Below are 14,412 nucleotides of genomic sequence, written 5' to 3'. Positions count from 1 at the left end.
GGAATTCACAGTGCCACCAGCGCATCGACCAAACGCGCAGCGCCTTGGCGGTACGTATCGACCGTGGGCAGGCCCATCCGCGCCTCAACCTCGGCCATATAGGCGAGGGCCTCTTCCTCGGACATATGCTGTGTATTGATCGAGATGCCGACCACCTGACAGGCAGGGTTGGCGATGCGGGCGATGGGCAAGACCATGTCGCGCAGGGCTTCAAGGCTGGGCAGGCTATAGCCGGGCAAACCGCGCATATGTGTGCGGGTCGGCTCATGGGCGAGGATCAGCGCATCAGGCTGGCCGCCGTGGATCAACGCCATGGTGACGCCGGAATAGGAGACGTGGAACAGGCTGCCCTGCCCTTCGATATGGTCCCAATGGTCGGGGTCATTGTCGGGGGTCAGATATTCGACCGCGCCGGCCATGAAATCCGCCACGACTGCATCCAAAGGCACGCCGCCGCCGGTGATCAGAATGCCGGTCTGGCCGGTGGGGCGGAAGGTGGATTTCATCCCGCGTTTGTGCATTTCGATGTCCATGGCAAGGCCGGTATACATCTTGCCCACCGAACAATCGGTGCCGATGGCGAGACAGCGCTTGCCTGTCCGTTTGACACCATTGGCGATGGGATAGGCGACCGAAGGCACGCGCACATCGAATAATGTGCGGTCATTGGCGCGCGCGGCGGCAACAAGATCAGCCTCGTCCCGCAGCAGGTTATGCAGGCCGGAGGCGATGTCGAAGCCCATGTTCAGGGCCTCGATCAGCGCCTCTTTCCACGCGGCAGAGATGATTCCACCACGGTTGGCCACGCCAATCACCAGGGTTTTGGCACCTGCCGCCTTGGCCTCGGCCAATGTCATATCTTTGATCCGCAGATCGGCGCCGCAACCCGGCATCCGGTATTGGCCCACGGCGTTGTCCGGGCGCCAATCCTTGATCCCTTGCGCGACCTTGGCGGCAAGTTGGTCCGGCGCATCGCCAAGAAACAAAAGATAAGGGGTCTGGATCATGGTCACGCTCCGTCGATGGTTTGGGGTCACCTTGCCAGATCGACCGGCACTTCGCCAGTCCCCCACCGAACGGTGGGGCGCGCAACACCGCCATGAAAAAGCCCGGGCGCGAACGCCCGGGCCGATCCGAAACACTGACAGGAGGGGGTCAGCCTTTCGTGAATTCAGGATAGGCTTCCATGCCCAGTTCGGATGTATCCAGACCGCGCATTTCGGATTCTTCGCTGACGCGGATGCCCATGGTCATCTTGAAGATGTACCAGATGATCAGCGAGACGAAGAAGGTGAACACACCGTAAGCGACGATGCCGGTCAGCTGTGTCATCAGGCTGGCGCCATCATTGTAGAAGACCACAGCGATCGTGCCCCAGATACCGGCCAGCAGGTGGACAGGGATCGCACCGACCACGTCGTCGATCTTGAACTTGTCCAGCATCGGCACAGCGAAGACCACGATCACACCACCGATGGCACCGATCCACAGCGCACCGAACAATGTTGGTGCCAGAGGCTCTGCCGTGATGGCGACCAGACCGGCCAGCGCGCCGTTCAGCACCATGGTCAGATCGACCTTTTTGTACAGCAGCTGTGTCAGGATCAGCGCCGTCACCGCACCGGCAGAGGCTGCCATATTGGTGTTGGCAAAAATCCGGCCTACGTCTGTGATGTCACCGACTGTGCCTGCGGCAAGCTGCGAACCGCCGTTGAAACCGAACCAGCCCAGCCACAGGATGAACGTGCCCAATGTCGCCAGTGCAAGGTTGGAACCCGGCATCGGATTGACGCGGCCATCCTTGTATTTGCCCAGACGTGGACCCAGCACAAGAGCACCAGCCAGAGCAGCCCAGCCACCAACAGAGTGGACGAGAGTCGAACCGGCAAAGTCGGAAAAGCCCATTTCGGACAGCCAGCCGCCACCCCACTGCCAGGACCCGGAAATCGGATACATGAAGCCGGTCAGCACGACAACGAAGGCAAGGAAGGGCCAGAGTTTGATCCGTTCAGCCAAAGCACCCGACACGATGGAGGCTGTCGCCGCAACGAACATCAACTGAAAGAAGAAGTCTGATGCCTTAGAGGCATAGTCCAGCGATGCATCAGCGGCTGCCAGCCCCACAGGTTCGAGCGATGTAGCGTTAAAGAGCTCGCCCAGCCATCCCTCGATGATAAAACCGTTCTCAGGATACATCAGATGAAAACCAACCAGCCAATACATGATGCCTGCGATCGAAAACAGCGCGATGTTCTTGGTCAACTGGGTGGTGACGTTCTTGGACCGGACCAGACCGGCCTCCAGCATGGTAAAGCCTGCTGCCATCCAGAACACCAGAAAGCCGCCCACAAGGAACAGCAGGGTGGTCATGATATAGGGGCCGATTTCGTCGAAGGTGGGTGCCACCTCTGCCACTTCTTCGACAACCTCTGCGGCTTCCTGCGCGAATCCGATCACCGGAAGCAGGGCCAGCCCCGCGCCGAGTGTCAGTAGTTTTTTCATATTCATTTTCTTATCCCTCGTTCCGCCGCGATCACAGCGCGTCATCATTGGTCTCGCCGGTGCGCACCCGCAGGGCGCTTTCCACGTCGAGCACGAAAACCTTGCCGTCACCGATCTTGTCGGTCTTGGCGGTGGTGGCGATGGTAGAGACCACCTGATCGGCCATGCTGTCAGGCACGACGATCTCAAGCTTCACCTTGGGCACGAAGTTGACCGCATATTCCGCACCGCGATAAATTTCGGTGTGGCCCGACTGCGATCCGAACCCCTTGATTTCTGACACCATCATGCCGCGCACGCCCACGGTGGTCAGCGCTTCGCGCACCTCCTCGAGCTTGAATGGCTTGATTGTTGCAATGATGAGTTTCACGTTCTTCCCCTCGCAATGGATTGCGAAACCGCCCAGCCTGGCGTCCGCTTGCAGGAACCAAAGAACGCGGCAGTGCAGCATGAGCAAGGTTTTGCCGATGCTCTGACCCCCTGCAGAGAGGTATACTTGCACATTTTTTGCACAAATTAGCCTATCTGCACAATTTACAGGCAGATCAAAAATCGCGCAGAGCGACTCATCCGTCTCTACAATCGCTTTCGATCCGGTTAGGATGTCGCAAAACAAACGCACAAACAGTCGAGCGGATCATGAGTGGCAACGATAAACGACGGACACCGCTGGTGGCCGACAGGCGATATAAGAACAAAGCAGCCCTACAAAAGGCAGCGCCGAAGAAAGTCGCTGCGAAACCGGCGTCCCGCCGCAGGCAGGCCCCCGCGCGGGGCAGACCGCGTGGTGTGCTGGGCTGGATCCTGTGGCCTTTCGCCTTTGTCGCCCGCATCATCTGGGCCGTCACATGGCGGCTGGGGCTGGTCGCAGCGATCGTGGTTGGCGGCATTTCGTTCTATTTCTCGACCCAGATGCCCCCGATCGAACAGATCATCGACCAACGCGCGCGCGGCTCTGTCACGATGGCCGATCTGACCGGCGAGGTTTTCGCCTGGCGCGGTGACCAGTTCGGCGGTGTGGTGACCGCAACCAATGTATCCCCGCATCTGCATAATGCCGTTGTCGCGACCGAAGACCGGCGGTTTTACAGTCATCTGGGGGTGTCGCCGCGCGGTATCGCCTCGGCGGTGCGGATCAACCTGAACGAAGGGCGCGGGCCTTTGTCCGGTAACGGCGGGTCCACGATCACCCAGCAGACCGCCAAATTGCTGTGTCTTGGCGTACCATATGACCCCAATGCATGGGAGTCAGAAGCGGCCTATGAGGCGGATTGCCGTGAAAACTCGCTCGCCCGGAAAGCGCGCGAGGCGTTTTATGCTGTCGGGATGGAGATTGCCTATACCAAGGAAGAAATCCTGACGCTCTATCTGAACCGCGCTTATCTGGGGGCGGGCAGCCGTGGCTTCGAAGCCGCGGCGCAGCGCTATTTCGGGATTTCAGCGGCAGAGGTGAATCCCGCGCAGGCGGCGATGCTGGCCGGTCTGCTTGTCGCGCCGTCGACGCTGGCCCCCACAGCGAATATCGAAAGATCCCGCGCCCGCGCCGCGATTGTGATCGGTCTGATGCGGGATCAGGGCTATCTGACCGCCGAACAGGCTAGCGATGCTATCGCCAATCCTGCGGCCCTGTCACGCGCGGCAGAGGCGCGATCAGGCGGCTTTTTTGCCGATTGGGTGATGGAAAGCGGGCCGGAATTTTTCACCCGCAACACAACCGAGGACGTGATCATCCGCACCACATTGGATCAGCGTATCCAAAGTGCCGCGGAAGAGGCGCTGGTATCGGTCTTTGAAAATCAGGTTGCCGAAGGGTCCGACGCGCAGGCGGCCATCGTGGTGATGTCGGCAGATGGTGCCGTGCGCGCCATGGTCGGCGGGCGCAATCTGCGCGCCACGGGTGCGTTCAACCGCGCGACACAGGCCCTGCGTCAGACCGGATCGGCCTTCAAGCCGTTTATCTATGCGGCGGCGCTTGACCTTGGCGTGTCGCCTTTTGCGATGGTGAATGATACCCGCACCTGCTGGCGGGTGCGCGGGTCACCCGAATGGTGCCCGGAAAACTATGACCGGACGTTCAAAGGTCCGGTGACCCTGGTGCAGGCGTTGGCCGAAAGCCGCAACGTGCCGACCATCGTCCTGTCCGAGGATGTCGGCCGCGAATTCGTGCGCAATGTCGCCAATGGTTTCGGCCTGCAGGGTGATCTGGCCGTCGGTCCGGCGCTGGCGCTGGGCGTGTCGGAAAGCACGCTGCTGAACATCACGGGGGCCTATGCCGGTATTCTGAACGGCGGGTCCGAAGTGACGCCTTATGGGCTGCTGGACCTGCGAATTCAGGGCGACGAACAGGTCGTGATGGATTCGCAGGGTGCCGGTATCGGTGACCGGATCATCAGCGAAGAGGCGGCCCGCCAGCTGACCTGGATGATGACCAAAGTCGTCGAAGAAGGCACAGGGCGGCGCGCGCGCATCCCCGGCTGGGAAATCGCGGGCAAGACCGGCACGACCAATTCGTCACGCGATGCCTGGTTCATCGGCTTTACCGGCGATTACGTCACCGGCGTCTGGATGGGCTATGACAACAACCAGCCGCTCAGCGGTGTGACAGGCGGCGGTCTGCCTGCCGAAATCTGGCGTGAAACCATGGTGCGTGTGCTGGAAGGCCGGATTGCCACACCATTGCCGATGATGGTGCCGCAAGTCGCCGCCCCGGCAGGCATTCTGGAAAGTCAGGGTGGCGAGGTCGTGGATGATGACGTGATCGAGTTGCTGGACATTCTGATCAACGGCGACAACACCAATTAAGGCGCGGCGCGCTACGGCGCGCCGTTCGGACACAGGCTGTAGACGAAGACATAGCCGTCCCAGATCATATAGAGCCCTTCACCATCGGGGGTGGGCATCAGCATGGCCCTTTCGGTCCATTGTTCACCCTCGGCGGCGCATTCCATTGTATAGAGCGTCGCATTCATGCCGTTCACATCGACCGGGCGGGTCATCTGGCATTGCGTCTGGACCCCGTAAAAGATGCCGGAGGCGATCCGTACCGATCCCCCATCCGCGCCGATCAGCGCGCATTCGGCATTGGCCGTCTGCCGGTACACCCCATCATAGGGCCCTGCCAGCAAGGCTGACGGCAGCAAGCAGATCAGAGGTGCAAGACACCGAAAAAAGCTATTCATATGTGAACCATGCGGCAAGTTTCTGCGCAGATCAACTGCTTGACCACAACCGCGCACCGCTGACAAGGGCAGAGTGACAGCGCGTTGGCGCTTGCCCAATCCGCAGGCAGTTTTTTCCGCCCGCTGGCCCTGACGGGTGATTGCACCGCCCGGCTTTGCCCGCTAGCGTCCGCGCAAACAGCCAAGGAGAGTGACATGAGCGTGATCGAAACCCGTCTGGCCGAACTGGGCGTGACCCTGCCCGATGCCCCCGCCCCTGCGGCAAATTACGTGCCTTTCGTGCAGACCGGCAATCTGGTGCATGTCTCGGGCCAGATTTCGGCGGGTGCGGATGGCATGATCAAGGGCAAGCTGGGCGCTGATCTGGATGCAGAGGCGGGTGCGGCGGCGGCGAAAGCCTGCGCGATCAGCCTGCTCGCGCAGCTCAAGGCCGCTTGCGGTGGCGATATCGACCGGCTGGTGCGGGTGGTGAAACTGGTGGGTTTCGTCAATTCGACGCCTGATTTCGGCGATCAGCCCAAGGTGATTAACGGCGCATCAGATTTCATGGTCGCCGCTTTGGGTGACAAAGGCCGCCATGCGCGGTCTGCTGTCAGCGCCGCCAGCCTGCCCTTTGGCGTCGCGGTCGAAATTGAAGGCATATTCGAGATCGCATGATGTTGCCTGCATCCTTCCTGTCCCGCCCCATCGCTCACCGCGCCCTGCATGACCGCAAGGCGGGGCGGGTGGAAAATTCCACCGCCTCGATCAAAGCGGCGATTGACGCCGGTTATGCTATCGAAATCGACGTACAATTGAGCAGTGACGGCCATGCGGTCGTGTTTCACGATGACGTGCTGGACCGGCTGACCGCCGAGACCGGGCCCGTCCGCGCCCGCAGTCGGGCCGATCTGACAGAGATCGCGCTGACAGATGATGCAGGCACGATCCCCACTTTGGAAGATGTGCTGGCGCTGGTTGCAGGGCAGGTTCCGCTGCTGATCGAGATCAAGGATCAGGATGGCGCGATGGGCCCCGATGTCGGCCCGCTGGAAGAAGCGACCTGCAAGGCGCTTGTAGATTACACGGGCGATGTCGCGCTGATGTCGTTCAATCCGCATAGCATGGCGGCCTGTCAGACACTCGCGCCCGATCTGCCGCGCGGGCTGGTCACCTCGGCCTATGAGCCGCGATTCTGGCCGGAACTGCCCGCCGACGTCCGTGATCATCTGCGCGAGATCCCGGATTATGACCGCGTCGGGGCCTGTTTCATCAGCCATGAAGCGATTGATCTGCACCGTCCCCGTGTCGCGCAGATCAAGGCATCAGGTGCCCCGATCCTGTGCTGGACGATCCGTTCTGCCACGGCAGAGGCAAAGGCCCGCGAGATCGCGGATAATGTGACGTTTGAGGGTTATCTTGCTTGACGCCAGCCCCGCAGCGTCCAGTTAGAAGGGCATGGATGACGCGACGATTGAAATCACCACCCATGCCAGCATTAGCGGGATCAGCGCCGCTGACTGGGATGCCTGCGCCTGTCCAGAACCGGGACGGCCGACAGACCCGTTCACGACGCATCGGTTTCTCAAAGCCATCGAAGACAGCGGCAGTGTGGGCCCCCGCACCGGCTGGCAGCCGCGCTATCTGAGTGCGCAGCAGAATGGGCAGATCATTGCCGTCGCCCCGCTTTATGCCAAGGGGCATAGTCAGGGCGAATATATCTTTGATCACAACTGGGCGCATGCCTATGAAAACGCGGGCGGGCGCTATTATCCGAAATTGCAGATCGCGGTGCCGTTCACGCCCGCGACCGGGCGGCGGTTTCTGACCAGACCGGGATTTGAGGCGATTGGCATGTCCGCCCTGATCCAGGGCGCGGTGCAGATCGCCGCCGACAACAACCTGTCATCCCTGCACGCGACCTTCTGCACCGAGGCCGAGGCGCTGGCGGGTGAGGACATGGGCCTGCAGTCCCGGATCGGCCAGCAGTTTCACTGGGTCAATGAAGGCTATGCCAGTTTCGATGATTTTCTGGCGAACCTGTCCAGCCGCAAGCGCAAGAATATCCGCAAGGAACGCGCCACGGCGCAGGGCTTTGGCGGGCAGATCGTGGCGCTGACCGGGGATCAGATTGAACCTGCGCATTGGGATGCGTTCTGGGAATTCTATCAGGACACCGGCAACCGCAAATGGGGCACGCCTTACCTGACACGGGCGTTTTTCGCTCTGGCGCATGACCATCTGCGGGATGATATCCTGATGGTGCTGGCGATCCGCGAGGGCAGGCCGGTTGCGGGCGCGCTGAATTTCATCGGACGCGAGACGTTATATGGTCGCTACTGGGGCTGCACCGAACACCATGCCTGCCTGCATTTCGAATTATGCTATTATCAGGCCATCGACTTTGCCATCGCCCAAGGCATGGCGCGGGTCGAGGCGGGCGCGCAGGGTGAACACAAACTCGCGCGGGGCTATCTGCCGGTGCCGGTGCATTCGCTGCATTGGTTCGCCGATGCGGGCTTTCGCGATGCGGTGGCGCATTATCTGCAGGCGGAACGCGACGCCGTAGACCACGAAATCGAGGTGCTGACCAGCTATGGCCCGTTCCGTAAATCCCAAAGAGAGGAACAACAATGACCGAGAAACTGACACAGACCGAACGTGACGCCGACCTTGCGCCGCTGCTGGCCAAAGGCTGGACCATGGTCGAGGGCCGCGACGCCATTCACAAGGAATTCACCTTTGCCAATTTCGTCGAAGCCTTTGGTTTCATGACAAAGGTTGCCCTTTATGCCGAAAAATGGAATCACCACCCCGAATGGTCGAACGTTTACAAGACGGTCGATGTGACGCTGACGACGCATGATGCAGGCGGTCTGTCGGCGCTGGATGTCAAACTGGGCGCCAAGATGGAGGCGCTGTCCGGGGGTTAAATTGGAAAATCTGTTAACGACGGAAATCATCAATGGAAGGACGCTCGCCGATCTTCTGACACTGGAATTTCTGGTCGCGATCTTTGGCAGCGTCTTTGCCGCCATCGTGATTCTGATTGCAGGTTTCGTCATTGGCGGCTGGCTGCGCGGGCGGATCGTGCGGGTCGGTCAAATGAACCGGCATCTGGACGATACTTTGTTCAGCTTTCTGGGCAATATCATCCGCTATGTGATCATCGGCTTTGCGTTTCTGTTTGTTCTCAATACCTTCGGGGTACAGACGACATCCTTCATCGCCGTTATCGGTGCCGCAGGTCTGGCGATTGGTCTGGCGCTGCAAGGCACATTGTCCAATATCGCGGCGGGCGTGATGATCGTGTTTTTCCGCCCGATCAAGCTGGGCGATTTTGTCGAGGTGAACGGCCAGATGGGTACGGTGAAAGAGATCAACCTGAATTTCATCGAACTGGCCAATCTGTCGAATGTGCAGGTGATCATCCCGAACTCCCAAGTCTGGGGCAATACGATTGTCAATTATTCGGTCTATGACAGCCGCCGCGCGGAATGGACCTTTGGCGTGGGCTATGGCGCTGATCTGAAACTGGCCGAGGAGACGATCCGTGAGACGATTATGGCCGACCCACGGGCGCGGACAGAACCGGCCCCGTTCATTCAGGTGAATAATCTGGGCGATTTCTCGGTCGATTTTCTGGTGCGGGTCTGGTGCGCCAGCGGCGATCTGTTCGCGTTTCAGGCCGATATGAAGCGGCAGGTGAAAGAGGCGCTGGACAAGGCCGGGATCGAGATCCCGTTCCCGACACGCACGGTGGTCAATCTGGCGGAATGAAATGGGCGGCCAATTGGCCGCCCGCTTTGTTAGCTCAATTCCGCCAGCAGGGTTTCCCCTGCCGAAATTTCGCACTGTCCCGGCCCTGCCTCTTCGTTCAGGATCATGACCACGCCGTTTTCAACAAGCATGGAATACCGCTTGGACCGGTTCACGAAACCGACCGGCGGGGCGCTGAAATCCAGCCCGATGGCGGTGGTGAATGTGCTTTCAGGATCGGCCAGCATGGTGATGCCGGTCGCGGTCGCGCCGGTGCTTTCGCCCCAGGCTTTCATCACGAAAGGATCGTTGACCGACACGCAGATGATTTCATCCACGCCTTTGGCTTTGAAATCATCAAACGTATTCATAAAGCTTGGCACATGGGCCGTGGTGCAGGTGCCGGTGAAGGCACCGGGCAGGCCGAAAATCACGACCTTGCGGTCTTTCAGCTTGTCGGAAAGCGTGACGGGCTCCGGCCCGTTGTCGCCCATTTGCAGGAAAGTCGCGTCTGGTAGTGTATCGCCTGTCTTGATTGTCATGGCTATCGCCCCTTCTTCGCGTTGTGTCGCCGAAGGCTTCCCATATAGAGTGCCGCAAAACAAGTAGGGGAATATCATGACGCATGTTGTGGTCGTGGGTGCCGGGCAGGCTGGCGCATCGCTGGTGGCCAAATTGCGCGCCGAAGGCTTTGCCGGGGCGATCACCCTGATCGGTGCGGAAAATGTCCCGCCCTACCAGCGCCCGCCGCTGTCAAAGGCCTATTTGCTGGGCGATCTGGCGCAGGAACGGCTGTATCTGCGGCCTGTGGAGTTTTACGCTGATCAGGATATTGCGCTGCGTCTCGATACCCGCGTGGTGGCGATTGATCCCGCCGCCCGGACCATCACCCTGACAGGCGAGGAAATCGTGCCATATGACGCGCTTGTGTTGACCACGGGCGCGCATCCGCGAACCTTGCCTGCGGCAATTGGTGGCATGCTCGACGGGGTCCATGCGATGCGCGATCTGGCAGATGCTGATGCGATGGCCCCGGAACTGGTGGCCGGGCGGCAGGTGTTGATCATCGGCGGCGGCTATATCGGGCTGGAGGCGGCGGCGGTTGCCGCCAAACGCGGCTTGCGCGTGACGCTGGTCGAGATGGCGGACCGGATTTTGCAACGCGTCGCGGCACCGCAGACATCGGATTATTTCCGCGCCTTGCACCAGTCGCATGGCGTGACGATCCGCGAAGGTGTCGGGTTGGACCGGTTGCTGGGCGATGACCGCGTCACCGGCGCAAGGCTGACCGATGGCAGTGAACTGGCAGCGGATTTCGCGATTGTCGGCGTGGGCATCACCCCTGCGACGATCCTTGCCGACAGTGCCGGTCTGCATGTTGAAAATGGCATCACGACCGATGCCTATGGCCGCACCTCGGATCCGCATATCTGGGCGGCGGGGGATTGTGCATCAACGCTGTTTCACGGCAATCGCATCCGGCTGGAAAGCGTCGGCAATGCGATTGATCAGGCAGAGGCTGTCGCGCTGAATATCATGGGCCGCGACCTGCCCTATCAGCCGAAACCATGGTTCTGGTCGGATCAATATGACTGCAAATTGCAGATCGCGGGGCTGAACACCGGCTATACGGATGTTTACACCCGCCTTGGCGATGCGCCGGGCGTGCAATCGCATTGGTATTATCGCGGCGCTGATCTGCTCGCTGTCGATGCGATGAATGACCCGCGCAATTACATGATCGGCAAAAGGCTGATCGAGGCGGGGCGCAGCCCTGATCCCGCGCTCATCACCAATCCTGCGACCGATATGATGGCGCTGCTGCGCGGATGAGGATCATCGCAGGCACCCATCGCGGCACGCATCTGACGGAAGTTGGCGCGGGTGATGAGGCCGCCCATCTGCGCCCGACCAGCGACCGGGTGCGCGAAAGCATGTTCAACGTGCTGCAAGGCGGGCGCTATGGCGATCCGTTGCGGGGCACGCGGGTGCTGGATCTGTTCGCAGGCACGGGTGCCTTGGGGCTGGAGGCTTTGTCGCGCGGTGCGGCCCATGTGACTTTCGTGGACAATGGGCGCGTGGCGCAGGGTCTGATCCGTGCCAATATTGCCAAGCTGCGCCGACAGGATGATACCAAGCTGATCACCACCAGCGTCACCGCCCTGCCCACCGGTCAACCCTGTGATCTGGTGTTTCTGGACCCGCCTTACGGGCTGGGTCTGGGGCAGGCCGCACTTGAGGCGGCTTTGCGGCAAGGCTGGATTGCGGCTGATGCGCTGATCGTCTGGGAAGAGGCGCGCGCGCAGATGGCCCCTGCCGGGTTCGCCGTGGCCGATCAGCGGCGTTATGGCGAGACTTGGGTGACGCTGTTGCGCCGCACTCAGGCGGGCTGAAGCAAGGCCGCAGGCGCGACCCACCAATTCATATGCGCAACCTGCACGATCCGCGCGATCTGGCGGGCGGTGGCCATATCCTTGACCAGCCCGAAACAGGTGGCGCCGGACCCTGACATGCCTGCGAAACTGACGGCGGGCTGGGCTTGTAGCGCGCTGATCACCTCGGCAATGGCGGGGGCGATGGTTTGTGCGGAAGATTGCAGATCATTGCGCTGCGCGGCGAGCCAAGCGGCGAAACCGTCATAATCCAACCCATCCGGCAGATCATCCATTGCGCTGCCGTCGCGGTTGGCCAGGCCTTTGAACACATCCGCTGTCGGCACATCGACGGGTGGCCGCACCATAACCAAGGCGCAATCGGGCAGGCGCGACACGGGTGACAAGGTTTCGCCGATGCCGGTCATCCGTGTCGGGGCCGGGGCCTGCAGGCAGACCGGCACATCGGCACCCAAGGCCACCACTTCGGGTGCATCGGCGGGTAAAGGGGCCACGTCCCACAATTCTGCCAGCATCGCGAGGGTCAAGGCGGCATCAGAGGACCCGCTGCCGATCCCTGCGGCATGGGGCAGGTGCTTTTCAAGGGTGAGGGCAGCACCAAGCTCCACCCCGCGCGCCTGTTGCAAGGCAAGCGCGGCACGCATCATCAGATTGCTGTCATCACTGGGAACACCGGGCGAAAACGGGCCGCTGACATTGATCTTCAGATCGGGCGCTGTCGTCGCGCTTAGCTGGTCACAGACATCGGCAAAGACCACCAGCGAATCCAGCAGATGATAGCCATCATCGCGCTGCCCGGTGACATGCAGGGTCAGATTGACCTTGGCCGGGGCGGTGGCCTTAATCGTCGCCACGGGCAACCTTAATCGGGTCTGCGCCTTCATCCTGCAAGACAAGATCCAGCCCGCGTGAAAGTTTATCCCGGATCCGCTGCGCCTCGGTCTCGGTCGGGTCAAAGGACAGGGCGCGCTGCCATTGGAACCGCGCCTCGATCAGGCGGCCAACGGCCCAGTAAGCATCACCCAGATGATCATTGATCACCGGATCAACCGGTTCCAGCGATGCGGCCTGTTCCAGATAGTCGACGGATTCATCATATTGCCCCAAGCGGAACAGCACCCAGCCAAGGGAATCCACAATCGCCCCGTTGTCCGGGCGCGCCGCAGCGGCGGTCTGGATCATCTCCAATGCTTCATCCAGTTTTTCACCGCGTTCAACCAGTGAATAGCCGAGATAATTCAGCACCTGCGGGTGATCCGGTTGCAAGGCCAGCGCGGCGCGGAAATCGGCCTCGGCCTCGGGCCAGAGATCAAGTTCGTGGTTGGCGATAGCGCGGGTGTAATAGACCGCCCATTTCGCCGGGGCGTTATCATTGTAAAGCGCCAGAGCGCGGGAATAGGCTGCTTTGGCGTCTTCCATCCTGTCTGACTGGCGCAAAAGGTCGCCTTTGGCGGCGAAGACCTCGGGCGCGTCGGGGTAGATGCGCGACAGATTGTCCATCACCTCGATGGCGGCATCGAGCTTGCCCGCGGCGCGCAGCACTTCGGCGCGGCCCATCTCAGCAGCAGAAAAGGATGGGTCGTCGCGGGGCACGCTGGCATAGGCCGCATTGGCCAGATCATATTGCCCCAAACCTTCCAGCAGGTCAGCGGTCATCAGCACGGCGGGGGTTTTTTCGGGGGTAAGATAGGATGCGGCCCGCGCGAACAGCAGCGTGTAACTGTCTGGCGCATCTTCCTGCACCAGCCCTGCCAGCAAAAGGTAAAGATCGGCCAACCCCTCGACCGGTGTGGCGACGGCGGCATAGGGGACGGCAACGCCATCTTCCAAGGCATCGCGCAATTGCTGCAGGCGCGGGTCAAGCTGCACGCCGAAAATGGCGTCCAGCATGCGGAGCGCATCTTCATTGCGGTCAAGCTGGCTGAGGATTTCGATCCGGGCAATCGCGCTCTGGCGGCTGTATTGCATGTCGCTGCGGCTGGCAAACAGCGCTTCGGCCCCGTCGAAATCCCCGACCGAGGCCAGCGCATAGGCTTTATGCGTCAGACCATAGATGCCCATGCCATCCGCCTCGATCACCTGATCGAATTGCACAAGGGCGCGGCGGATATTGCCATTGCCGATATGCGCCCAGGCCTGTGTCAGCCCATCCGCCAGCGGCCCGACCGACCGCCCGCTTTCCAAAGCGTCAAAAATACCGTCCCAATCGCCAGCTTTTGCATCAGCGACATTGATCACCAGATCGGCGACCTGACTGGGAAGGCGCAGACTGACGATATTGCGCGCCAGCGTTTCCGCCTGATCGAACTGCCCCAGCGCCACGTAAGACGCCACCGCGTTTTCCAACAGAACGGGATTGGCGGGATCACCCTGCAAGGCTTGGGTGAAATAGCGCGCCCCTGCGCCAAAATCATTGTCATATCCTGCCTGACGCCCGGCCAGATAGGCCCCGGCATCCGCCTGCGCCACGGCAGGCGCGGCAGAGGTGAGCATCAAGGCGATTACGCCAGCAGACAGGGATTTTCGCAGCACGGTTTCAGCTTACCTTTCGCAGGTTACGCGGTCACGCTAACGGGTCATTGTCCGGCTTGCAAATGCGG

Annotated in this window: 15 protein-coding genes; 8 read left to right on the top strand and 7 right to left on the bottom strand. The window is 60.9% G+C overall.

Features of this window, described 5'->3' with window-relative positions; all coding sequences use genetic code 11:
• Positions 1-5 precede the first annotated feature (5 nt).
• The 3 genes from dgcN to VOY09_RS13640 form a co-directional block, all read right to left on the bottom strand.
• The gene (gene dgcN / locus VOY09_RS13650; protein WP_322894482.1) at positions 6-1,007 is read right to left on the bottom strand and encodes an N-acetyltransferase DgcN; all 1,002 of its coding nucleotides are present in this window, start codon (positions 1,005-1,007) and stop codon (positions 6-8) included.
• A gap of 148 nt (positions 1,008-1,155) precedes the next feature.
• The gene (locus tag VOY09_RS13645) at positions 1,156-2,508 is read right to left on the bottom strand and encodes an ammonium transporter (RefSeq protein ID WP_322894483.1); all 1,353 of its coding nucleotides are present in this window, start codon (positions 2,506-2,508) and stop codon (positions 1,156-1,158) included.
• Positions 2,509-2,533: 25 nt separating this feature from the next.
• Entirely contained in the window at positions 2,534-2,872 is a 339-nt protein-coding gene (locus VOY09_RS13640) for a P-II family nitrogen regulator (protein WP_322894592.1), read from the bottom strand.
• A gap of 269 nt (positions 2,873-3,141) precedes the next feature.
• Here VOY09_RS13640 and VOY09_RS13635 point away from each other — a divergent pair, with 269 nt between their 5' ends.
• A complete protein-coding gene (locus VOY09_RS13635; protein WP_322894485.1) occupies positions 3,142-5,304 on the top strand; it encodes a PBP1A family penicillin-binding protein in 2,163 nt (720 codons plus the stop codon).
• An 11-nt stretch (positions 5,305-5,315) separates the two neighbouring features.
• Here the strand turns inward: VOY09_RS13635 and VOY09_RS13630 are convergent, their stop codons facing one another.
• Positions 5,316-5,681: a hypothetical protein gene (locus VOY09_RS13630; RefSeq protein WP_322894487.1), complete on the bottom strand. Its 366-nt coding sequence runs from the start codon at positions 5,679-5,681 to the stop codon at positions 5,316-5,318.
• A gap of 195 nt (positions 5,682-5,876) precedes the next feature.
• On the opposite strand from VOY09_RS13630, the gene VOY09_RS13625 reads away from it, so the two are divergent.
• Genes VOY09_RS13625 through VOY09_RS13605 form a run of 5 tightly spaced genes read left to right on the top strand, consistent with a single transcriptional unit; the run spans position 5,877 to position 9,440 of the window.
• Positions 5,877-6,338, top strand: a complete 462-nt coding sequence (locus VOY09_RS13625; RefSeq protein ID WP_322894488.1) for a RidA family protein — start codon at positions 5,877-5,879, stop codon at positions 6,336-6,338.
• Positions 6,335-7,087 (top strand): glycerophosphodiester phosphodiesterase family protein, encoded by a 753-nt coding sequence (locus VOY09_RS13620; protein WP_322894490.1) that lies wholly within the window; start codon positions 6,335-6,337, stop codon positions 7,085-7,087. Before VOY09_RS13625 ends, VOY09_RS13620 begins: the two co-directional genes overlap by 4 nt.
• A 31-nt stretch (positions 7,088-7,118) precedes the next feature.
• Positions 7,119-8,297, top strand: coding sequence for a GNAT family N-acetyltransferase (locus tag VOY09_RS13615; RefSeq protein ID WP_322894492.1), 1,179 nt, complete (start codon positions 7,119-7,121; stop codon positions 8,295-8,297).
• Positions 8,294-8,593 (top strand): 4a-hydroxytetrahydrobiopterin dehydratase, encoded by a 300-nt coding sequence (locus VOY09_RS13610; protein WP_322894494.1) that lies wholly within the window; start codon positions 8,294-8,296, stop codon positions 8,591-8,593. The genes VOY09_RS13615 and VOY09_RS13610 overlap by 4 nt, the downstream gene beginning before the upstream one ends.
• 1 nt (position 8,594) lies before the next feature.
• Positions 8,595-9,440, top strand: coding sequence for a mechanosensitive ion channel family protein (locus VOY09_RS13605; protein ID WP_322894495.1), 846 nt, complete (start codon positions 8,595-8,597; stop codon positions 9,438-9,440).
• Between the two features lie 29 nt (positions 9,441-9,469).
• Here the strand turns inward: VOY09_RS13605 and VOY09_RS13600 are convergent, their stop codons facing one another.
• A complete protein-coding gene (locus tag VOY09_RS13600; RefSeq protein ID WP_322894496.1) occupies positions 9,470-9,961 on the bottom strand; it encodes a peroxiredoxin in 492 nt (163 codons plus the stop codon).
• Between the two features lie 76 nt (positions 9,962-10,037).
• On the opposite strand from VOY09_RS13600, the gene VOY09_RS13595 reads away from it, so the two are divergent.
• The gene (locus VOY09_RS13595) at positions 10,038-11,252 is read left to right on the top strand and encodes an NAD(P)/FAD-dependent oxidoreductase (RefSeq protein WP_322894497.1); all 1,215 of its coding nucleotides are present in this window, start codon (positions 10,038-10,040) and stop codon (positions 11,250-11,252) included.
• The gene (rsmD, locus tag VOY09_RS13590; RefSeq protein ID WP_322894498.1) at positions 11,249-11,812 is read left to right on the top strand and encodes a 16S rRNA (guanine(966)-N(2))-methyltransferase RsmD; all 564 of its coding nucleotides are present in this window, start codon (positions 11,249-11,251) and stop codon (positions 11,810-11,812) included. The genes VOY09_RS13595 and rsmD overlap by 4 nt, the downstream gene beginning before the upstream one ends.
• Here rsmD and VOY09_RS13585 read toward each other — a convergent pair.
• The gene (locus VOY09_RS13585; RefSeq protein WP_416236750.1) at positions 11,800-12,696 is read right to left on the bottom strand and encodes a 4-(cytidine 5'-diphospho)-2-C-methyl-D-erythritol kinase; all 897 of its coding nucleotides are present in this window, start codon (positions 12,694-12,696) and stop codon (positions 11,800-11,802) included. The genes rsmD and VOY09_RS13585 overlap by 13 nt on opposite strands.
• Entirely contained in the window at positions 12,653-14,344 is a 1,692-nt protein-coding gene (locus tag VOY09_RS13580; protein ID WP_322894500.1) for a tetratricopeptide repeat protein, read from the bottom strand. The genes VOY09_RS13585 and VOY09_RS13580 overlap by 44 nt, the downstream gene beginning before the upstream one ends.
• Positions 14,345-14,412 lie beyond the last annotated feature (68 nt).

The organism is Yoonia sp. 67-2 (assembly GCF_035117555.1).
Classification (GTDB): domain Bacteria; phylum Pseudomonadota; class Alphaproteobacteria; order Rhodobacterales; family Rhodobacteraceae; genus Yoonia.
Note: the sequence above shows the minus strand (reverse complement) of the source record. Positions and strands in the feature narration are given on the sequence as shown.